At 67.8% G+C, this 21,103-nt stretch carries 20 protein-coding genes; 9 read left to right on the forward strand and 11 right to left on the reverse strand.

Annotated elements, in window-relative coordinates; genetic code table 11:
- Positions 1-16 precede the first annotated feature (16 nt).
- The 8 genes from recO to purT all read left to right on the forward strand — a co-directional run bounded on the left by recO (position 17) and on the right by purT (position 6,997).
- Entirely contained in the window at positions 17-787 is a 771-nt protein-coding gene (gene recO / locus ACRSCF_RS07040) for a DNA repair protein RecO (protein WP_016451180.1), read from the forward strand.
- Positions 784-1,557 carry a pyridoxine 5'-phosphate synthase gene (locus ACRSCF_RS07045; RefSeq protein WP_016447784.1) on the forward strand — a complete coding sequence of 258 codons (774 nt, stop codon included), beginning with the start codon at positions 784-786 and terminating at the stop codon, positions 1,555-1,557. Before recO ends, ACRSCF_RS07045 begins: the two co-directional genes overlap by 4 nt.
- A gap of 20 nt (positions 1,558-1,577) precedes the next feature.
- Entirely contained in the window at positions 1,578-1,973 is a 396-nt protein-coding gene (gene acpS / locus ACRSCF_RS07050) for a holo-ACP synthase (RefSeq protein ID WP_016447783.1), read from the forward strand.
- Positions 1,974-2,022: 49 nt separating this feature from the next.
- Entirely contained in the window at positions 2,023-3,114 is a 1,092-nt protein-coding gene (nagZ, locus tag ACRSCF_RS07055) for a beta-N-acetylhexosaminidase (RefSeq protein WP_034363810.1), read from the forward strand.
- Positions 3,115-3,223: 109 nt separating this feature from the next.
- A complete protein-coding gene (locus ACRSCF_RS07060; protein ID WP_034363808.1) occupies positions 3,224-4,321 on the forward strand; it encodes a 6-phosphofructokinase in 1,098 nt (365 codons plus the stop codon).
- Between the two features lie 7 nt (positions 4,322-4,328).
- Positions 4,329-4,988 (forward strand): DUF1294 domain-containing protein, encoded by a 660-nt coding sequence (locus ACRSCF_RS07065; protein WP_046239855.1) that lies wholly within the window; start codon positions 4,329-4,331, stop codon positions 4,986-4,988.
- A gap of 18 nt (positions 4,989-5,006) precedes the next feature.
- Positions 5,007-5,669 carry an HD domain-containing protein gene (locus ACRSCF_RS07070; RefSeq protein ID WP_244387894.1) on the forward strand — a complete coding sequence of 221 codons (663 nt, stop codon included), beginning with the start codon at positions 5,007-5,009 and terminating at the stop codon, positions 5,667-5,669.
- Between the two features lie 110 nt (positions 5,670-5,779).
- On the forward strand, positions 5,780-6,997 hold the full coding sequence (gene purT, locus ACRSCF_RS07075) for a formate-dependent phosphoribosylglycinamide formyltransferase (RefSeq protein ID WP_046239857.1): 1,218 nt from the start codon (positions 5,780-5,782) through the stop codon (positions 6,995-6,997).
- Between the two features lie 67 nt (positions 6,998-7,064).
- Here the strand turns inward: purT and ACRSCF_RS07080 are convergent, their stop codons facing one another.
- The 5 genes from ACRSCF_RS07080 to ACRSCF_RS07100 all read right to left on the reverse strand — a co-directional run bounded on the left by ACRSCF_RS07080 (position 7,065) and on the right by ACRSCF_RS07100 (position 12,623).
- Positions 7,065-7,733, reverse strand: coding sequence for a mechanosensitive ion channel family protein (locus ACRSCF_RS07080; RefSeq protein ID WP_170962006.1), 669 nt, complete (start codon positions 7,731-7,733; stop codon positions 7,065-7,067).
- A gap of 108 nt (positions 7,734-7,841) precedes the next feature.
- On the reverse strand, positions 7,842-8,915 hold the full coding sequence (locus ACRSCF_RS07085) for a GGDEF domain-containing response regulator (RefSeq protein WP_016447776.1): 1,074 nt from the start codon (positions 8,913-8,915) through the stop codon (positions 7,842-7,844).
- Positions 8,916-9,034: 119 nt separating this feature from the next.
- A complete protein-coding gene (locus ACRSCF_RS07090; RefSeq protein WP_126310807.1) occupies positions 9,035-10,051 on the reverse strand; it encodes a hypothetical protein in 1,017 nt (338 codons plus the stop codon).
- A 91-nt stretch (positions 10,052-10,142) separates the two neighbouring features.
- Complete coding sequence (gene lysS, locus ACRSCF_RS07095; protein ID WP_034363804.1) at positions 10,143-11,702, reverse strand: lysine--tRNA ligase; 1,560 nt, start codon at positions 11,700-11,702, stop codon at positions 10,143-10,145.
- Between the two features lie 246 nt (positions 11,703-11,948).
- Positions 11,949-12,623 (reverse strand): LON peptidase substrate-binding domain-containing protein, encoded by a 675-nt coding sequence (locus ACRSCF_RS07100; protein WP_017405349.1) that lies wholly within the window; start codon positions 12,621-12,623, stop codon positions 11,949-11,951.
- A 90-nt stretch (positions 12,624-12,713) separates the two neighbouring features.
- Between ACRSCF_RS07100 and ACRSCF_RS07105 the strand changes: the two genes are divergently transcribed.
- Entirely contained in the window at positions 12,714-13,271 is a 558-nt protein-coding gene (locus ACRSCF_RS07105; RefSeq protein WP_016451188.1) for a YggT family protein, read from the forward strand.
- 77 nt (positions 13,272-13,348) lie between these two features.
- Here ACRSCF_RS07105 and accD read toward each other — a convergent pair whose 3' ends face one another.
- The 6 genes from accD to ACRSCF_RS07135 all read right to left on the reverse strand — a co-directional run bounded on the left by accD (position 13,349) and on the right by ACRSCF_RS07135 (position 20,955).
- Complete coding sequence (accD, locus tag ACRSCF_RS07110; RefSeq protein WP_016447771.1) at positions 13,349-14,224, reverse strand: acetyl-CoA carboxylase, carboxyltransferase subunit beta; 876 nt, start codon at positions 14,222-14,224, stop codon at positions 13,349-13,351.
- Between the two features lie 65 nt (positions 14,225-14,289).
- A complete protein-coding gene (gene trpA / locus ACRSCF_RS07115) occupies positions 14,290-15,099 on the reverse strand; it encodes a tryptophan synthase subunit alpha (protein ID WP_016447770.1) in 810 nt (269 codons plus the stop codon).
- Entirely contained in the window at positions 15,096-16,352 is a 1,257-nt protein-coding gene (gene trpB, locus ACRSCF_RS07120) for a tryptophan synthase subunit beta (protein WP_016447769.1), read from the reverse strand. The genes trpA and trpB overlap by 4 nt, the downstream gene beginning before the upstream one ends.
- On the reverse strand, positions 16,330-17,052 hold the full coding sequence (locus ACRSCF_RS07125) for a phosphoribosylanthranilate isomerase (RefSeq protein ID WP_016447768.1): 723 nt from the start codon (positions 17,050-17,052) through the stop codon (positions 16,330-16,332). The genes trpB and ACRSCF_RS07125 overlap by 23 nt, the downstream gene beginning before the upstream one ends.
- Before the next feature lie 32 nt (positions 17,053-17,084).
- Positions 17,085-17,933, reverse strand: coding sequence for a tRNA pseudouridine(38-40) synthase TruA (truA, locus tag ACRSCF_RS07130; RefSeq protein WP_016447767.1), 849 nt, complete (start codon positions 17,931-17,933; stop codon positions 17,085-17,087).
- Positions 17,934-18,048: 115 nt separating this feature from the next.
- Entirely contained in the window at positions 18,049-20,955 is a 2,907-nt protein-coding gene (locus ACRSCF_RS07135) for a FimV/HubP family polar landmark protein (protein ID WP_244387895.1), read from the reverse strand.
- Between the last annotated feature and the right edge of the window lie 148 nt (positions 20,956-21,103).

The raw sequence follows: 21,103 nt of genomic DNA on the forward strand, positions 1-21,103 counted from the left end.
GCAAGGCCCTGGGTCCATGGCTAGCGCCAAGCGTGTCTCGGACGAGCCGGCCTTCGTCCTGCACAGCTACGACTGGAGCGAGTCCAGCCTGATCCTTGAGGTCTTCACGCGTCACCGGGGCCGCGTGGCGCTGGCGGCCAAGGGCGTCAAGCGGCCGACCTCGAACTTTCGCCCCGTGCTGCTGCCGCTGCAGCCGCTGAGCCTGAGCTACAGCCTGGGCGGCGAGGGCAATGGCGAGATCCATACCCTCAAGGGCGCAGAGTGGGTGGGCGGGCATGTCATGCCCCAGGGTGACGCCCTGCTGTCGGGCCTGTACCTCAACGAGCTGCTGATGCGCCTGCTGGCGCGCGACGATCCCTACGCGGCGCTGTTCGACATCTATGCCGGCGTGGTGCGCGTGCTGGCAGGCCAGCATGGCGATGCCATCGAGCCCGTGCTGCGCACCTTCGAGCTGCTGCTGCTGCGCGAATTGGGCCATCTGCCTGCCTTGAATGAGGAAAGCGCCACGCTGGCGCCGCTGGCCGAGGGGCGTCGCTATGCGCTGGTGGCCGAAGGCGGCCTGCGCCCGGCGCTGCAGGGCGAGCGCGCCGTGCTGGGCGCTGCGCAGTGGCAGGCCATTGAAAGCGCGCTGCAGGCACGGCAGGCCTTCAACGCCACACTGCATGTGGTGGCCCAGCCCGAGGCGGCGCTGGCCCTCAAGCCCCAACTGAGGGCCTTGCTGCAATACCATTGCGGCAGTCCCATGCTGCGCACCCGCCAGCTGATGATGGATCTGCAATCGCTATGAATCTTTCCCACGCTTCGCAGCGCACGGCGCTGTCGGTCAATGTCAACAAGGTTGCGCTGCTGCGCAACACGCGCCATCTGGGCATTCCCAGCGTGACGCGCGCCGCGCGCATCTGCCTGGAGGCCGGTGCCCAGGGCATCACCATCCATCCGCGTCCCGACCAGCGCCATATCCGCAGCGAAGATGTCTATGAACTGCATGCGCTGATGAAGCATTGGCCGCAGGCGGAGTTCAACATCGAGGGCAACCCGACGCAGAACCTGATGGACTTCATCCGGGCCACGCGCCCGCACCAGGCCACCTTCGTGCCCGACAGCGAGGACCAGTTCACCAGCGACCATGGCTGGAACTTCCCGCAGGATGCCGAGCGCCTGAAGCCGCTGATCGCCGAATGCCGCCAACTCGGCGTGCGCGTCAGCCTGTTCATGGACCCGGTTCCCGCACAGATGGCCGCTGCGCGCGCCGCAGGCGCCGACCGGGTCGAGCTGTACACCGAGCCCTATGCGGCCGCCTGGGGCACGGCAGACCAGGAAGTTCAACTGCAGGCCTACGCGGCGGCGGCCCAGGCTGCGCTGGACGCCGGGCTGGGCATCAATGCCGGCCATGACCTCAGCCGCGACAACCTGGCCGCCTTCGTGGCGCGCGTGCCGGGCCTGCTCGAAGTCTCCATCGGCCATGCGCTGATCGCCGACGCGCTGGAGCTGGGCTACGCCCAAACCGTGCGCGCCTACCAGCAGTGCATAGACCAGGGCATGGCGGCGCGCGCCTGAAGCTTTCGCGGAGCGAATCCATGATCTACGGCATCGGTACCGACATCTGCGACGTGCGCCGCATCCGCGCCAGCCTGGAGCGCCATGGCGACCGTTTCGCCGAGAAGGTGCTGGCCGAAGGCGAACTGTCCACCTGGCGAGCCCGCCGCGCGCGCTGGCCCGAGCGCGGCATCCGCTTCGTCGCCACGCGCTTTTCCGCCAAGGAGGCCTTTTCCAAGGCCATAGGCATGGGCATGGTCATGCCCATGACCTGGCGCAGCTGCGAGGTCGTCAAGCTGCCCAGTGGCCAGCCAGCCATCGTGCTGCACGGCGCGCTCAAGGAATGGTTCGAGGCACGGAACCTGCAGGTTCACCTGTCCGTGACCGACGAGAGCGACTACGCGGCCAGCTTCTGCGTGGTCGAGCGCCGCGCCTGACACCCGGCCGGCGCAGCGCTGGCTTTTTTGACTCCACAGGATTCATAGCATGACCGAGCACGCACCCCTGATCATCGACATCGCCGGCAAGGCGCTCACCGACGCGGACCGCCGGCGTCTTGCGCATCCGCTGGTCGGCGGCATCATCCTCTTCGCCCGCAACTGGGAAAGCCGCGAGCAACTGGTGCAGCTGTGCGCCGATATCAAGGGCGTCAAAGCCGACCTGCTGATCTGCGTGGACCACGAGGGCGGGCGCGTGCAGCGTTTTCGTGCCGACGGATTCACGCATCTGCCGCCCATGCGCGCCTTCGGCCAGATGTGGATGGACGACGGCAAGGGCAGCAAGCAGCGCGAAGGCAGCGGCGCCCTGGCTGCCATGAACGCCGCCACGGCGGCCGGCTACGTGCTGGGCACCGAGCTGCGTGCCTGCGGCGTGGATTTCAGCTTCACCCCGGTGCTGGACCTTGACTACGGTGCCAGCAGCGTCATCGGCGACCGCAGCTTCCACCGCGACCCGCGCGTGGTGGCGGCGCTGGCCCGCAGCCTCATGCACGGCCTGCTGCAGGCCGGCATGGGCAACTGCGGCAAACACTTTCCCGGCCACGGCTTCGTCAAGGCCGACTCGCATGTGGACATTCCGGTCGATGGCCGCAGCCTCGCCGCCATCCTGGGCGAGGACGCCGCGCCCTATCCCTGGCTGTCCAGCGTGCTCACGGCCGTGATGCCGGCCCATGTGATCTACCCCAAGGTCGACAGGCGCCCGGCCGGTTTTTCCGCCAAGTGGCTCAAGGACATCCTGCGCAGCCGCCTGCGCTACGACGGCGCCATCTTCAGCGATGACCTGAGCATGGAGGGCGCGCGCCGCATCGACGGGCAACTCATCGGCTACACCGACGCAGCCCTGGCCGCGCTGGAGGCCGGCTGCGACATGGTGCTGCTGTGCAACCAGAGCCTGGGCCTGGGCGAGCATGTGGACGAGCTGCTGGCCGGCATGGAGGCCGCGCAGCGCAGTGGCCGCTGGCAGCCCGATGCCGACAGCGAATCGCGCCGCCTGGCCCTGCTGCCGGAGACCGTGCCCCAGCCCTGGGACGACCTCATGCGCCAGCCGGCCTACCTCCAGGCGCTGGACCTGCTGCCTTGATGGATTGACGAGCGCAGCGGCTGGCCGGCTGAGGCCTGGCGGGCTTTGCAAAGGCTGTGCGGGCCATGGAGGACGCGCACGCCAAGTGTTTTCACAGGAGAGTTTTCCCATGCGCGTTGGCGTGCTGACCGGAGGTGGCGACTGCCCCGGCCTGAATGCGGTGATCCGTGCGGTCACCAAGTCCCTGATCAACCACGGCCAGTGCGAGGTGCTGGGCATTGCCGACGGCTTCGAGGGCCTGATGCTCGACCCGCCCGGCGTCAAGCCCCTGGGCTGGGACGAGGTCTCGGGCATCCTGCATGTGGGCGGCACCATCCTGGGCACCAGCAACAGCGCCAATCCTCTGCGCGATGAGACCACGCTGGAGCATGTGGGTCGCAACGTCCGGGCGCTGGGACTGGACGTGGTGGTGGCCATCGGCGGCGACGGCACCATGAGCCTGGCGCATGGCCTGGCCGAACAGGTGGGCCTGACCTGCGTGGGCGTGCCCAAGACCATCGACAACGACATTGCCAACTGCGAGCGCAGCTTTGGTTTCGACACCGCCGTGGCCACGGCCACCGAGGCGCTGCGCCGCATCGAGAGCACAGCCAACAGCCACCACCGCGTGATGATCGTCGAGACCATGGGGCGCCATGCCGGATGGCTGGCGCTGGAGGCCGGCATTGCCGGTGCGGCCGACGTCATCCTGCTGCCCGAGATCGACTACGACCTGCAGGCCATCGTGGATTTCTGCCGCATGCGCGAGCAGCGCCAGCGCTACACCATCATCTGCATCGGCGAGGGCGCCAAGGAAAGCGGTGCCAGCCTCACGGTGCGTGAGCGCATAGAGCAAAGCCCGGACCCCGTACGCCTGGGTGGCGTCGGCCATGTGCTGCGCGAGCGCCTGCAGCCCCATCTCAGGAGCGAGGTGCGCACCACGGTGCTGGGCCATGTGCAACGCGGGGGCGACCCCACTCCCTTTGACCGCGTGCTGGCCACGCAGTACGGCCACCATGCGGCGCAGCTGGTGCTGTCCGGCGGCTTTGGGCGCATGGTCACGCTGCAGGGCGGGCAGATCGGCAGCGTGGAAATCTCACGCGTGGCCAACACCCAGCGCACCGTGCCGCTGGACCACGGCCTGCTCACCATGGCGCGCGACATAGGCATTTGCCTGGGCGAGCCCCGCAAGCCTGCTGCGTCGCCGGCCGCCGCTGGCCGCCACTGAGCCCGCCATGCGGCAACAGGGGCGCATCACCGGCTGGAAGGACGAGCAGGGCTTCGGCTTCATCGAGCCCGATGGCGGCGGGGCGCCGGTCTTTGTCCACATCAAGTCCTTCACCGATCGCCGCCGCAGGCCCGAGGGCGGCGAGCGCGTCAGCTACGTGCCCGGCCGCAACGCCCAGGGGAAATGGCGCGCCCAGGATGTCGCCTTCATTGGCGAGTCCAGGAGCGGCCATCCGCAGCCTGCGCGGCGACGCCGTGCCGGCATGTCCTCGCGGCCTCAGTCAACTGTGCGAGGCCAGGTGGCAGTGGGGCTGGCCGCTGCCTTCTTCTGCGTGCTGATGGCCGTTGCCTGGATTGGCCGCATGCCCTGGGCACTGTTCGGCCTGTATGCGGCGGCAAGCCTGGTGACCTTCATGGTCTACGGATTCGACAAGTCCGCCGCCGTGCACGACCGCTGGCGTACCAGCGAAGGCCGTCTGCACCTGCTGGCGCTGCTGGGCGGCTGGCCTGGCGCGCTGCTCGCGCAAGGGCTGCTGCGGCACAAGTCCAGCAAGGCCTCGTTCCAGTTGGTGTTCTGGATCACCGTGGGGATCAACTGCGGCCTGCTGGCCTGGCTGCTGTCACCGGCGGGTGCGCCGTTGCGGGCTCTGGCACCCGGCATCTTCTGAAGACCCAAGGAGCAGGCGATGACCCAGGTTGGACCAGGGGCCGAAATGCCCAGCGCAAACGATGCATCGCTGCAGACCTGGCAGGCGTCCTGGGATAGCGCCTGGTCCGCACTGGGTGCCAGCGCTCCGCCGCCTGTGCTGGCCGAGTTGCTGCAAAGCTACAGCGAGCCCCAGCGCCACTACCACACGCTGCAGCATCTGGGCGAGGCCCTGGGCCTGCTGCAGCCGGCGCTGGGCCTGGCCGCGCACCCCGGCGAGGTGGCGCTGGCGCTTTGGTTCCATGATGCCGTCTACGAAACCCAGGCCAAGGACAACGAGGCGCGCAGCGCCGACTGGGCCGTGGCCGTGGTGCGCGGGCAGGGCCTGCCGGCGGAGGTGGCCGGGCGCGTGCACGGCCTGATCATGGCGACCTGCCACGCGGCACAGCCGTCCGGAATCGACGCCCAACTGCTGGTGGATACCGACCTGGGCATTCTGGCGGCCGACCCTCTGCGGTTTTCCGAATACGAGCTGCAGGTGCGGGCCGAGTACGAATGGGTGCCCTTGCCGCTGTACCGCGCCAAGCGCCGCGAGGTGCTGCAGGGCTTCATGCAGCGCGAGGCCATCTACTGCACTGACTGGTTCCGGCAACGGCTGGAGGCGCGGGCGCGGTGCAACCTCGCGCAGGCGCTGGGTTTGTAGGCGGCGCCTGTGTCGGCATCCTATGATCGGGGGCTGCTGCGGGCCGTGCAGGCCTGCCTCCCTCTCTTTCTTATCTTGCCCAGGCTCTGCCTGGCTCACCGGACGCGCAGATGACCACCCTTGGAACCCCTTACTCCCCCCATGCCACCAAAGTCATGCTGCTGGGCAGCGGCGAACTCGGCAAGGAAGTGCTGATCGCGCTGCAGCGCCTGGGCGTGGAAACCATTGCCGTGGACCGTTACGAGAACGCGCCCGGTCAGCAGGTGGCCCACCACGCACGCACCATCACCATGAGCGATCCGGCCCAGCTCAAGGCCTTGATCGAGGCCGAGAAACCCGGCCTGGTCGTGCCCGAGATCGAGGCCATTGCCACGCCCATGCTCGAAGAGCTGGAAGCGGCAGGCGTGGTCACCGTGATCCCCACGGCCCGCGCCGCGCGCCTGACCATGGACCGCGAAGGCATTCGCCGCCTGGCCGCCGAGACGCTGGGCCTGGCCACCAGCCCTTACCGCTTCTGTGATTCGCAGCAGGAACTGCAGGCTGCCATCGACGGCACGGATGGCCAGCCCGCCATCGGCTTTCCCTGCGTGGTCAAGCCCGTGATGAGCAGCTCGGGCAAGGGCCAGAGCAAGCTGGACGGCCCGGACGACGTGGCCAAGGCCTGGGACTACGCCATGGCCGGCGGCCGCGTGAGCCATGGCCGTGTGATCGTCGAAGGCTTCATCGACTTCGACTACGAAATCACCCAGCTCACGGTGCGCGCCAAGGGTGCGGACGGCCAGGTGCAGACGCATTTCTGCGATCCCATCGGCCACATCCAGCAGTCCGGCGACTATGTGGAAAGCTGGCAGCCCCATCCCATGCACCCGGCGGCGCTGCAGAAGTCGCGCGACATCGCCAAGGCGGTGACCGATGACCTGGGCGGCCTGGGCCTGTTTGGCGTGGAGCTGTTCGTCAAGGGCGAGCAGGTCTGGTTCAGCGAAGTCTCGCCACGCCCGCACGACACGGGGCTGGTCACGCTGGCCACGCAGTGGCAAAGCGAGTTCGAGCTGCATGCGCGCGCCATTCTGGGCCTGCCCGTGGATGCCTCGCTGCGCAACCCCGGCGCCAGCGCCGTGATCTATGGCGGGCAGGATGCCGAAGGCCTGGTGTTCGACGGCGTGGACGAGGCCCTGGCCGTGCCGGGCACGGACCTGCGCCTGTTTGGCAAGCCAGAGAGCTTCGTCAAGCGCCGCATGGGCGTGGCCCTGGCGCGCGCCCAGGATGTGGAGCAGGCGCGCACCAACGCCAAGCTGGCCGCCAGCAAGGTCCGGCCGCGCAAGCCCTGAGGCGCTGCCCAATGACAAAGCCGCCGTCCCTTTGCCGGGCGGCGGCTTTTTTCATGGGGTGCCGGCCTTAGTTGGTCGTGTGCATGGGAGGCTGCGAGGGCTGGGCATCATGCGGCGTGGTCAGCCGGATGGCGCGCTCCTCCTCGCCATGGCTGGCATGCTCGCCATCCGCGCCCAGGCCCCCCTTCCAGCGCCGGACCACGCGCTGGAAGATCAGCGAGTTGGGGATCTGCAGCAGATTGGGCGAGCCATCGGGCGCATGGGCATCCTGCAAGGTGGTGTAGAGCATGTTGATGTCGATCACGCGGCCCTTGGCACCGGGCTTTTCGGCCGTGTCCAGCACCTCGATGTAGTCGCCCAGGCGAAAGGGCCCGACGATGACGATGAGCAGGGCGCAGAACAGGTTGGACAGCACGCTCCAGGCCGCAAAGAAGGCCACGGCGCCCACGGTGGCAAAGCCGGTGAAGGCCGTCCACAGCACGGTGGCCGAGACGCCCAGGCGCTCCAGTACCAGCGGCACGGTGGCGGCAATCAGAATCCAGCGGAACACGCCGCGCAGCGGCACCAGCAGCTCCGGCGGCAGGCCGTAGTGCCGGCCCGCGCGTGCGATCAGCCGGCGAACCAGGCGATTGAGCAGCCAGGCCGCGCCGATGATCAGCAGGATCTGGGCACCGGGGATGATGAACTCCAGCCAATCCTGCATCCAGGTGGGCAGGTGCGCTTGAAAACGACGCATAACTTCAAACATTCAGGAAACAGGAATCCGCTTTCGGGACCCGGATGCGCGGCTTGCGCGCGCCCGGCATTGAGCTGCGATCGTAAGCGCAGGCGCAAGGCCCGGCAGTCAGGTGCGGCGCTGCTCCACCGTGTCCATCTGCATCTCGAAGCTGAAGAAGCGGTCGCGCCCCTGCGCCTTGGCCGCGTACAGGGCCTGGTCGGCGCGCATGAGCATGGCTTCGGCGCTGGTGTATTCGTCGGGGACGCAGGTGGTGATGCCGCCCGACAGCGTGAGGCCCGATTCATGGGGTGAGTCGGGGTGGCGTATGCGCAGCACGCGCAGCATCTGGCCCACGGCACGCGCGAACGTCATGGCCCCCGAGCGTGGCGTGCGCGGCAGGATGAGCGCGAATTCCTCGCCGCCATAGCGCGCCGCCACGTCACGCGGGCGCACGCAGACCTCGCGCAGCAGGCGTCCTATCTGTTTCAGGCATTCATCGCCATGCACATGGCCATAGGTGTCGTTGTAGCGCTTGAAATGGTCCAGGTCGCAGAGCATCAGCGTCAGCGGCTGGCCCTCGCGGCGGGCCGAGGCGATCTCGGCATGCAGGATGCGGTCGAAGCCTCGGCGGTTGACCAGGCCCGTGAGCTGGTCGAGCTCGACCATTTCGTTGAGCTTCTGGTTGGCCTCATGCAGCTCGGCCGACAGCGATACCAGGCGCCGGCGCATGTCCAGCAGGCGGCGCATGGCGCGCAGCTTGGCCACGAGCACGATGGGCTTGACGGGCTTGACCAGGTAGTCGTCGCCTCCGGCCTCGATGCCGCGCCACACGTCCAGGTCATTGTCCAGTCCGGACAGGAAGATGACGGGCGTCCACTCGCCCGGCTCGGCCTCGCGCAGCTGGCGGGCCACCCAGTAGCCGTCCTCGCCCGGCAAACGGATGTCGAGCAGCACGAGGTCGGGGCGCTGCTCGCGGAACAGTGCCAGGGCGCTGGGGCCATCGGCAGCCTCCAGCACGCGGGTCACGCCCGCATGCAGCAGCTCGCTGACCAGACTGGTGCGTACCGAGGCCTGGTCTTCCACGACCAGCACGCAAAACGGCGATGCCTCGTCCGTCGGCTTGGCGAAGCGCGCTCCGGTGGGCTCGATGGCGGGAGAGTCGGTGCTGTCGGTGGGCGAAGGTGGTGGGGCAGCGGGCATGGCCTTCAGGGTTGTGAGACCAGAAATGGGTCAGGGGGCTGCGCAGTACGCGGCATGGGGGTGGCGCCAGTGTAAGTCGGTCGTTGTATTCGTGTGCGATTGTGGATGCCCGGCTTTCTTCAGGCCAGGGGCAGGTCCGTGCGGGCCCGGCTGGCTTCGTCGTGCCATTGCACGAAGGCGTCGGCGGCCGCACACAGGCGTGGGTTGCCCAGTTGCTGCAGCAGCCTGCAAGCTGCAAAGCCCTGGGCTTTTTCGTCATAGGCAAGCGCCCACTGGCGGCGCTCTTGCCGCGTCTGCTCGGGCTGGGGCCAGCGGCGCAGCGAGGTGGACAGTCCGGTCAGGCCCATGCGCCAGGGCTTGCCCGATACGCGGGCGCGAAAGCACTGCTGGCGCTCGCACAGCAGGGCATAGAGCGGGTCCACCTGCAAGGCGTCGAACAACTGCGCGACGGCAGGGTCGTCGGGTGCGAAATCGGTATGCGTGACGATGACACGCAGGCCCTTGGGCGTTTCATAGACGCGCAGCCCCCAGTCGGCATGGCTTTGGTGGAAGGCCTGTACGCGCTCCATGGCGCGTGCGGACGGCGAGTCCGTGGCCGCGCGCCGGCGCGCCTGCCGCGCCTCCCACCAGCGCTGCACGCGCCGCATGGCCAGGAACAGCAGCAGCACGACCAGCGCCGTGGCCACCATCCTCGAATTGTTCTTGTGCGGTGCCAGCCGGGCCAGCCAGGTGGCGGCCGAAGCCAGCAAAAGCAGGGTCACGACGGGAAAGCGCACAGCGCTGGGCGGCTCGGGCAGGTCGATATCGGCGATGGCCACGCGCTCGGTGTTCAGGCAGTGGGCGCCGTAGCTGTTGCGCGTCATCACCGTGCCGTCGCGGCGCTGCAGGACTTCTTCGCGTATGGGGGTGGTGACGCCGTCGAGCGCGTACTCGTTCTTCCATTCCATGCGCGGCTCGCCTGGGGGTAGCGCCGCATTGCGGGCGTCTTGCAGGGCCTTGGCGGCACGCTCCTGGGCGTGGGCCTGGGCAGCCTCCTGGCTGGTGTCGGACCATCCCCAGCGCTGGACGGTGATGCCGTGGGTGGGGCGGCTTTCATGCCGCAGGCGCGCCTGCGCCCAGTAGGTGGGGATGTGCATGGCGAGCCAGTATAGGGAAAAGCCGCCTGGCTCCCAAGGGAACGCAGGCGGCTTCAGTTGGCCATGCGCGCAGGCGCTGGATGCCGGGGGTTTACTGTTCGCGGCGCAGGGCGGGGAACAGGATCACGTCGCGGATGCTGGCGCTGTCGGTCAGCAGCATCATCAGGCGGTCGATGCCGATGCCGCAGCCGCCCGTGGGGGGCATGCCGTACTCGAGGGCACGCACGAAGTCGTGGTCGAAGTACATGGCTTCGTCGTCGCCGCCGTCCTTGGCCTGGACCTGGGCGTTGAAGCGCGCGGCCTGGTCCTCGGCGTCGTTGAGTTCGGAGAAGCCGTTGCCGAATTCACGGCCCGTGATGTACAGCTCGAAGCGCTCGGTGACTTCGGGGCGCTCGTCATTGGCGCGTGCCAGCGGCGAGATCTCGGTGGGGTGCTCCATGATGAAGGTGGGCTGCCAGAGCTTTTCCTCGACCACTTCCTCGAAGTACAGCACCTGCAGGCTGGCCAGGGTACGGGTGGACAGGCGGTCCTTTTCTTCCGTCATGCCCAGCTTGCGCAGGGCATTGGTCAGCCATTCGCGGTCGGCCACCTTGTCACCGGCTTCGGTGAACTTGACGATGGCCTCGGGAATGGTCAGGCGCTGGAAGGGCTGGGACAGGTCCACGGGCTTGCCGCCGTAGGTCAGCTGCAGCGTGCCCGCGGCCTTTTGCGCGGCGTCGCGCACCAGTGCCTCGGTGTAGTCCATCAGGTCGCGGTAGTTCCAGTAGGCCGCGTAGAACTCCATCATGGTGAACTCGGGGTTATGGCGCACCGAGATGCCTTCGTTGCGGAAGTTGCGGTTGATTTCGAACACGCGCTCGAAGCCGCCGACCACCAGGCGCTTGAGGTACAGCTCGGGCGCGATGCGCAGGTACATCTCCTGGTCCAGCGCGTTGTGGTGGGTGACGAAGGGCTTGGCGTTGGCGCCGCCGGGAATGGGATGCAGCATGGGCGTCTCCACTTCCAGGAAGCCATGCTCCACCATGAATTCGCGGATGCCCGAGACGGCCTTGCTGCGCGCGATGAAGCGGCGGCGGGCCTGCTCGTCCATCATCAGGTCCACGTAGCGCTGGCGCACCTTCTGCTCCAGATCGGCCATGCCGTGGAACTTGTCGGGCATGGGGCGCAGGCTCTTGGTGAGCAGGCGCAGCGTCTGCACCTTGACCGACAGCTCGCCGGTCTTGGTCTTCATCAGCGTGCCTTCGGCGCCCAGGATGTCGCCCAGGTCCCAGCGCTTGAAGGCCGCATAGACCTCCTCGCCCACGGTGTCGCGCGTGATGTACAGCTGGATGCGGCCGTGCGTGGGGCCCAGCGATCCGTCCTGGATGGTGGCGAAGCTGGCCTTGCCCATGACGCGCTTGAGCATCATGCGGCCGCCCAGGCTGACCTGCACGGATTCGGCGTCGAGCTGCTCGGCGCTCTTGTCGGCATGGGCCTGCTGCAGGGCCTCGGCGCGGTCGGCCGGCTTGAAGTCGTTGGGGAAGGCCACGCCGCCCTGTTCACGCACCTGTTCGCGCAGGGCCTTGAGTTTTTCGCGGCGCTCGGCGATGAGTTGGTTTTCGTCCTGGGGAGCGGTCTGGTCCGCTGCAGATGGTGTGTTGTGTTCGGTCATGACAATGAGCGCCAGCGCAAAACGCCGAGGGGCCGGAAAAAAGCCGGAGGGGGAAATCGGGGAAAGCCGAAAAAAAGCCAGGCGGGAAGGGCTGGAAAATGCAGCGGCAGCAGCAAATGCCACCGGCAGGCCCCGCAGCTGGCGGGCTGAATCCGCGATTTTAAGTTTTTTGCCGCGCTTTCGGTGCGTGGTGCCGTCAATGTGCCGGACCTTGCTGCGGTATGACGCCGCAGGACCGCCAATTCGTCAGTGCGCGGCGGGCGGGGGGCCGGGCGCCGTCCCCTGCGAATTGCCTATGCCGCTGCGTTCCAGCACATCCGCCACCAGCTCCAGCCGCACCAGCGGGCTGTCCAAGGCCATCAGTTGCTGCTTGATGGACACGGGCAGGGGCAGCAGCTCGGTCCAGCGGTTGGCCACCCAGCCGCAGTCGCCCATCTGTTCGGCGCTGGGCAGCCGGGCATGGTCGGCGTCGGTGGATCGTGCGTGCAGCTGCATCAGCACCTGGGCCAGGGCCTGGGCCGTGGCGAGCAGGTGATCGGGGACGGGGACGGCGGTGTCGGCAGGCAGCAACTGCACATCGGCCACCCACAGGCCGTGGGGCAGCTGCCGGTGATCCTGCATGCGAAAGCGCTGCGTGCCCTCGCACTGCAGGTGCAGCAGGCCGGGCTGGGGCTGCTGCAGCTGGACGATGCGTGCCAGCGTGCCCACGGCATGCAGCTGCTCGGCGGCCGCACCGGCCTTGCGCACTTCGCTGCCGGCCTGCAATGCCACCACGCCGAAGGGGGCTCCCGTGCGCTCGCACTTGCGGATCATGTCGAGGTAGCGGACCTCGAAGACGCGAAGGCTCAGCAGGCCTTGGGGAAAAAGGACGCTGCCCAGGGGGAAAAGCGGCAGGGAGTGCAGTGCGGTATGGGCGGTCATGTGATGGGCGGGATGCGGCAGCTATCATCCCATGCTGTGCCAAGGCCGGCTGGCCGTGGTCCGATCTTCCTCTCGCAGTCCTACAACGCCATGCTTTTTCAGATCGTTTCCTTTTTGCTCGACGTGGTCGTTGGCCTGCTGACCGGCGTCTGCCTGTTGCGCATGTACATGCAGGCCCAGCGCATTCCCTTCGGCAACCCGGTCGGCCAGCTGGTGTTTGCGCTGTCCGACTGGATCGTGATGCCGCTGCGCCGCGTCATCAAGCCGGCCGGGCGCTGGGACATGTCCAGCCTGATCGCGGCCTTCCTGCTGCAGATGCTGCAGTTCGTGCTGCTGTGGCTGCTGATGGGCGGGCAGTCCAATGTGGTCGCCCTGCCGTGGCTGGCCCTGTGCGGCCTGGCGCGCGTGGCGCTGTCGGGCATGGTGGGCGTGCTGCTGATCTATGTCATCTTGTCGTGGGTGCAGCCGCAGTCGCCGATGTACGGCGTGCTGCAGCGCCTGTCCGAGCCCATGCTGCGGCCCATTCGCCGCATCGTGCCCCTGATCGGCGGTATCGATCTGTCGGCACTGGTGGCCCTGGTGCTGCTGCAGATTGCGCTGATGGTGCTGGGCTATATCCAGGGCTCGGGCCTGATGCTGCTGGCCTGATTTCCCCAGTTTCCCGGACGTGAAAAAGCCGCCGCAGGCACCCACCTGCGGCGGCTTTTTTGTGTTTGCGCGAGGCTTTACTGAACAGCGTCGGCCGGCAGGCGCTGCAGCATGGCAAGCGATGCGGCGATGCGGTCGCGCAGCTCGCGGCGATCCACGATCATGTCCACGGCGCCCTTGTCCTGCAGGAACTCGGCGCGCTGGAAGCCTTCGGGCAGCTTCACGCGCACCGTGGTTTCGATCACGCGCGGGCCGGCGAAGCCGACCAGGGTCTTGGGCTCGGCAATGACGATGTCTCCCACGAAGGCGAAGCTGGCGGAGACGCCGCCGAAGGTGGGGTCGGTCAGCACCGAGACGTAGGGCAGGCCCTTCTTGGCCAGGCGTGTGAGCGCGGCGTTGGCCTTGGCCATCTGCATCAGGCTCAGCAGGCCTTCCTGCATGCGCGCGCCGCCGGTGGCGGTGAAGCAGATGAAGGGGACCTTCTGCTCGATGGCGGTCTCGACGCCACGCACGAAGCGCTCGCCGACCACGGAGCCCATGGAGCCGCCCATGAATTCGAACTCGAAGCAGGCTGCGACCACGTTGACGCTCTTGATGGCGCCGCCCATGACGACCAGGGCATCGGTCTCGCCGGTGTTCTCCAGCGCTTCCTTGAGGCGCTCGGGGTACTTGCGGCTGTCCTTGAACTTCAGGGCGTCGACAGGAATGACTTCCTGGCCGATCTCATAGCGGCCTTCGGCATCCAGGAAATGGTTCAGGCGGGCGCGCGCGCCGATGCGGTGATGGTGGCTGCAGCTGGGGCAGACGTTCTGGTTTTTCTCCAGATCGGCCTTGTAGAGCACGGTCTCGCAGCTCGGGCACTTGATCCACAGACCTTCGGGGATCTGCTGGAGGCGATCCGTAGGGTTGGTTTGCTGGATTTTGGCAGGCAGGAGTTTTTCAAGCCAGGACATGGTGTTTCCTTTTCAGGCGCAGGGCATGCGGCACCGGGCCGCATGCAAGGGCTGCATTATGCGACCTACGCGTCGAGTGCCTTGCGCACGCCGCGCAGGAAGTCGATGGTCAGGGGGACGATCTTTTCGTGGGGCTGGCCGTCCAGCATCTCGATGATGCGGCTGCCGATCACCACCGCATCGGCCACGCGGCCGATGGCCTGTGCCGTGGCCGCGTCGCGGATGCCGAAGCCCACGCCCACGGGAATGCTCACATGCTCGCGGATGCGCGGCAGCATGGCTTCCACGGCTGCCGTGTCGAGCGCGCCCGAGCCGGTCACGCCCTTGAGCGAGACGTAGTAGACATAGCCGCTGGCCACGCGCGCCACCTGCTGCATGCGCTCGGTGGTGGACGTGGGTGCCAGCAGGAAGATGAGGTCCATGTCGCGCGCACGCAGTTGCGCGGCGAATGCCTCGCACTCCTCGGGCGGGTAGTCCACGATGAGCAGGCCGTCGACGCCGGCTTCGGCCGCATCGTCCACGAAGCGGTCCTTGCCGTGGATCTGGTCGTAGCGCTCCACCGGGTTGGCATAGCCCATCAGCACCACGGGCGTGGTCTGGTTCTTCTGGCGGAACTCGCGCACATAGGCCAGCACCTGCACCAGGCCCACGCCGTTGGCGATGGCACGGTCGCCAGCCTTCTGGATGGTGGGGCCGTCGGCCATGGGGTCCGAGAAGGGCACGCCCAGCTCGATCACATCGGCGCCAGCCTCCACCATGCCGTGCATCAGCGACGGCGTGATGGCCGCGAACGGGAAGCCCGCGGTGATGTAGGGGATCAGGGCCTTGCGGCCATCTTCCTGAAGTTTGGTGAAAGTCGTGGTGATGCGGCTCATTGAGCTGCTCCTCCCTTGACCGTGAGCCCGCGCATGGAGGGACGGTCGTAATAGTCGGCGCCCGAGAGATCGGCCACGGTGCCGATGTCCTTGTCGCCGCGACCGGACAGGTTCACGAGGATGGACTGGTCGGCGCGCATGGTCTTGGCCAGTTGCATGGCATAGGCCACGGCATGGCTGGACTCCAGGGCGGGAATGATGCCTTCGGTGCGGCACAGGTAGTGGAAGGCGTCCAAGGCCTCCTGGTCCGTGATGCCCACGTATTGGGCGCGGCCCAGTTCCTGCAGCCAGGCGTGCTCGGGGCCGACGCCGGGATAGTCAAGGCCGGCGCTGATGCTGTGCGTCTCGGTGATCTGGCCGTTCTCGTCCTGCAGGATGAAGGTGCGGTTGCCGTGCAGCACGCCGCTGCTGCCGCGCTGCAGCGAGGCCGAGTGCTTGCCGCTGTCCAGGCCCTCGCCCGCAGCCTCGACGCCGATCAGGCGCGTGTTCTCGAACGGGATATAGGGGTGGAAGATGCCCATGGCATTGCTGCCGCCGCCTACGCAGGCGACCACGGCGTCGGGCTGGCGGTCGGCGCCCAGGAACTCGGGCATCTGCGTGAGGCATTCCTCGCCGATGACCTTCTGGAAGTCGCGCACCATCGCGGGATAGGGGTGGGGGCCGGCCACGGTGCCGATGATGTAGAAGGTGTTGTCCACGTTGGCCACCCAGTCGCGCATGGCCTCGTTGAGCGCATCCTTGAGCGTGCGGCTGCCCGATTCCACCGGCACCACGGTGGCGCCCAGCAGGCGCATGCGGTAGACGTTGGGGCTTTGGCGCTTCACGTCCTCGGAGCCCATGTAGACGATGCACTCGAGGCCGTAGCGCGCGCAGATGGTGGCCGTGGCCACGCCGTGCTGGCCGGCGCCCGTCTCGGCAATGATGCGGGGCTTGCCCATGCGCCGGGCGAGCATGGCCTGGCCGATCACGTTGTTGATCTTGTGCGCGCCCGTGTGGTTGAGGTCTTCGCGCTTGAGGTAGATCTGCGCGCCGCCCATCTCGCGCGACATGCGTGCCGCGTGGTAGACGGGCGAGGGGCGGCCGACGAAGTGGGCCAGCTCGGACTGGAATTCGGCAACGAATTCCGGGTCGTTCTGGTACTTGGCGTAGGCGTCGCGCAGCTCGGTCAGAGCGTGTGTCAGGGTTTCGCTGGCAAAGCTGCCGCCGAAGCGGCCAAAGTGGCCAGATGCGTCAGGGTACTGGTATTCGAACATGGCTTGTCTGCAAAAGTTGGTCATCGGCCGCGCGCACGGCGGCGATGAATCGGTGTATCTTGCCGGCGTCCTTGATGCCCCTGAGGGGCTTGCCGTCGGGACCATCGGCCTCGACGCCGGAACTGACATCAACGGCCAGCGAGAGTCCTCGCGGGCGCACTTGCAAGATGCCATCGGTCACGTTTGCAGGCGTGAGTCCACCAGACAAAACGAGGTGAGAGGCGACGTTTGGTGGAAGGAGTGACCAATTGAATGCTTTTCCGCCACCACCATAGCCGTCGACATGGGCGTCGAGCAGTATGGCCTGGGCTTTCGAGTAACGCTGGGCATATTCTACGAGGTCGAAGCGCGCGGCGTCGGGACCAAGGGGAATGCGTGCGGCGCGCAGGAAGGCGCGGGTGCCGCCCGATGTGGCGGCAAGGCAGTCCTCGGGCGACTCGTCGCCGTGGAACTGCACGCAGGCGCCCGGGATGGCGGCGCAGGCGGCCATCACGTTGGCGGCGCTTTCATTGACGAACAGCAGCACCGGTGTCACGAAGGGCGGCAGGCGCCGCGCCAGCTCGGCGGCACGCTGCACCGTCACGGCGCGCGGGCTGGGGGCGTAGAGGACAAAGCCCACGGCGTCGGCGCCGGCGGCCACGGCTGCGTCCACATCCTGTTCGCGGGTGAGTCCGCAGATCTTGATTCGGGTGCGCTGCATGGGGGCTGAAGAATGGGGGAAGGCCTGCTCGTTCACGGGAGCCAATCATAGGCCGGGCTGCGCGAAGGAAGGCCCCATGAAGGATCGTATACGGGACCCAGAAAGTACAGGCCGTCCGGCGAGAAGGTGGGCGCGGCGGCATCGCGGGAGCGCGCCTCCAGCACCTGTTGCATCCACTGCGGCGCGTGTGTGCCCTGGCCTACGGCGAGCAGGCAGCCCATGATGTTGCGCACCATGTGGTGGAGGAAGGCGCTGCCCTCGAACTCGAATCGCCAGTAGCAGCATTCCATGGCTGCATCCCCGGGACGCATGGAGCTGGCCGCGGCCATCTGGGCGCCGTCGCCTGCCATGCGGCGGGTGATGGACAGGCGGTGCAGTGTCTTGACGGGGGATTTGGCCTGGCAACCCGATGCGCGGAATGAGCTGAAATCGTGCTCTCCCAGCAGGTGCTGGGCGGCGGCCTGCATGGCGTCACCGTTGAGTGCATGGAACACCCAGCCCACACGCCCGGCCTCCACGCTGGGCCGCACGGGCGACTGCAGCAGCACATAGGCATAGCGCCTGGCTGTGGCGCAGGCCCGTGAATGGAAGGAGTCGGGTACGGGCTGGGCCCATTGCACGGCGATGTCCGGCGGCAGGAAGGTGTTGGTGCCACGGACCCAGGAGAACGGGGCCCTGTCCAGCGGCGTGTCGAAGTGGACGACCTGCATGAGGCCGTGCACTCCGGCATCGGTGCGGCCCGCACAGAGGGTGTGGACCTCCTGAGCGGCAAAGCGGCCCAGGGCCGCTTCGAGATGGTCTTGAATGGTGTTGCCAGACAGCTGGCTTTGCCAGCCGCTGTAGCGCTGGCCGTTGTAGGCGACGCCGAGGGCTACGCGCATGGCGAGGCCTCCGGCATGGGTTGGGTGTGCATCAAGTTGTCAGTTTTCCATGGTGGCATGTACCACCCTGTCACGCGAAACCGGCACGCGGCGCCTGGGCAGGCGCCGTCGGGCTTCAGTCTATCTCGGCAAGGAGGCGCTGGGCTTTGGCCTTGAGATCGCCGTGGGCCTCGGAGATCACTTCCTCGATGAGTGTACGGGCTCCGTCGCTGTCGCCGATGGCATTGAATTCCTGGGCCAGGGCGAGCTTGGTGGCCAGCGGGTCCTCGGGCGCCGAAGGCGGCGTTGCGGCCGTGGGAGTGTCATTGCCCAGGTCCAGGGACAGGCTGCCCAGGTCGAATTCCAGCGATTCGGCCGGTTCTGGCTTGGCCTTGGCCGCCGTTTCCAGCACGCCGCCCGAATGCGCTGCTGCCGGCGCTTGGGCTGGCGCCTCGGTGCCCAGGTCTTCCAGGTTGAACTCCATGGCGTCCAGCGACAGCAGATCGGTACTGGCGTGGCTGTCGTCCGTGGTGGAGCCGGTCAGGGGCGAAGGTTCCGTGGCCGGGAAGCTGTCCGTGACCTGCCGTGTGACGGGCATGTCCAGCGGCAGCATCTCGGTCGGCTGCATGTCGCTCATGGCGCTGCTGTGGTTCAGGGCATCCGTCAGCGAGGCGTGGGCCGTGGGCTGGAAGCCGGGCATGTCCAGCGATGCAGCAGGCGGCTCCACGCGGGGATCCATGCGAGGCGCCTCGCTTGCTGCTGGCTGCATGGGCTCCAGTGGTGCGCGCAGCGTGGGCTCCAGCGCAGCGAAGTCCTGTTCGCTGGGCATGGGGGCCGGTGCGGGCAGCGGGCTGGCGTGCTGCGCGGGCAGGCTGGCGTCGGCCAGGCCGCCGGGCAGGTCCATGTTGAGGTCCATGTCCAGGTCCATGGGCAGGGTGGCAGGGCCTTCGCGGTGCGCCTCCATGTCCAGGGGGCGGCTGGCCAGCGAGGCGGCCGCCAGTCCGGCAGCTGCCGCTGCGGCGCCGCCGGCAACGGCGGCAGCAGACAGGGGCGCGGCGCCGGCAGGCTGGTAGAGGGCGTTTTCCGGGTCCAGGATGCGGCCCTGGTCGGCCAGGCGCTGCCAGTCCACGCCCTTGCCCTGGGTCAGGCCGTGCAGGGTCTGCGCGACGGCCTCGAAGGCCTTGCGGTCATGGCGCTTGGCGTAGATGTCGGCCAGCTTCTGGTGCAGTGCGGTGCGGCTGGGATCGGTGCGCAGGGCTTCCTTGAGGATTTCCTCTGCCTGCAGGTCGCGGCCATAGGCCAGGTAGACATCGGCCTCGGCCACGGGGTCCACATCGCCGGCATCGAGCTGACTGGGCGAGTAGTGCATGGAGGTGCCCGACAGCTGGCTCGATGTGCCGGTATCCACGCGTTGGCCGCCACTGGCTCCAAAGAAGGAATCGGCGGCGAGCTGGCTGTCGCCAAAGGCGCTTTCGCTGGAGGCTGCGGCAGCGCGGCGGCGCTGCATGACGCGGTAGCCACCATAGCCCAGCAGCAGGGCCAGCAAGGCGGCGCCGGCCAGCGGGATGGTGGGATCTTCCATCAGCGTATCGATGAAGCTGGGCTCGGCGATCGGTGCGACGGGGGCGGGTGCCGGCTTGGGCTTCGGCGGCTCGGCAGGAGCGGGCGTGGCGGGCACGGCTTCTGCCGCGGGCGCTGCCGGGCCGGCAGCATTGGCTGCGGCGTCTGGAGCAGCAGCGGTGGCGGCAGCGGCCGCAGCGGCTGCATCGGCAGGCGCCGCCGGGGCCGGGGGCGTTGTCTGGGGCGCTGCAGCTTCAGGCGCTGCAGGCACGGTCGGCGCGCCCGGCACAGCCACGCCGTTTGCCGTGCCGCCGGCTGCCGAGGCAGGTGCTGCAGCAGCACCTTCGGCGGGCTTGGTGGCGGCGGCGATCTGGCTCAGCTCGGACATGTTGCGCTGCAGTTCGGCCGTGCGCGATGCCTGGTCGTCGGACTGCTTTTGCTTGGCCAGGCGCTCGTCTGCCTCCGCGCCCTTGACAGCACCTTTGGACAGGGTGAGCTTGTCGGGTGCGGCGGTGGAGGGCTTGCGGTCTTCGACCTGGGCCTGGACGCTGCCCGATGCTTCACGATTGGCCGATGCCACGGGCGCGGCCGGTGCGGCGCTGGCCAGCTGGCGGCGGAACTGGTTGAAATCCCGGGACTGGGCTGCAACGATCTGGCGCGCCTCGCGCGGCGAGGTGGCCTGTGCCGTGGCCTCGTCAGGCACGGTGAGCACGGCGCCGGAGCGCATGCGGTTCACATTGCCGTTGATGAAGGCCTTGGGGTTGGAGCGCAGCATGGCCACCAGCATCTGGTCCAGCGAAACGCCTGCGGGCAGGTGGGCGGCGGCAATGCGGCCGGCCGTGTCTCCGGTCTTGATGCGGACCTCGGATGCTTCGGACGGTGCCGGCGCTGCAGCAGCGCGCTCGCGGGCTGATGCGGTGCTCCGGCGCGGGGCTGCCGGAGCAGGGGCTGGACGGCTTTCCTCGGTGTTGCCTGCGGCAGCTGGCGAGGGGGCCGGCGCGGCGCGGCGCGGTGCGGCGCCCGGTTCGGGGGCGGAGGCCTGGGCCGCAGCCGTCACGGCAGGCGGCAGCTTTTGCAGGGTGGGCGGATCCAGCAGCAGGGTGTAGTTGCGCTGCAGGTTGCCCGAGGCCCAGCTGGCGTCGATCACCAGATCGACAAAGGGCTCGTTGACGGGCTGGGTGCTTGTGAGTCGCAGCACGGCCGATCCGTCCGCGCGACGCTGCACGCTGACGCGCACCTGGCTGGCCGTGGCGTTGTACTCCATGCCCTGGGTGCGGAAGACGCCGGGAGAGGCCACGCCCACGCGCAGGCCTTCGGCTTCAGCCGCCGTGATCTGGGGGATTTCGACTTCGGCACGCAGGGGCTCGCCCAGGGCCGATTGCACGTTCACCCGGCCCAGAGCCAGTGCCCAGGCCTCGGAGGCGGGCAGTGCGACCGAGACGACGGCCGCAGCGGCCAGCACAGAGAGTTTCCAACGATGCATAAAGCGTCAAACCTGTGTGGATGCAATTGGGCGGGCACTATTGTTATTGTGAGGATGCCCGCGTTTGCACATGTAATTGAAATTTACCCGGGGATAGATGGCACGCCATATACCAAGGTGCTTGGGTCGCATTGTCGGCCACGCTATA

This window comes from Delftia sp. 11MD, from assembly GCF_050907895.1.
GTDB classification, from domain to species: Bacteria; Pseudomonadota; Gammaproteobacteria; order Burkholderiales; family Burkholderiaceae_C; genus Comamonas; species Comamonas tsuruhatensis.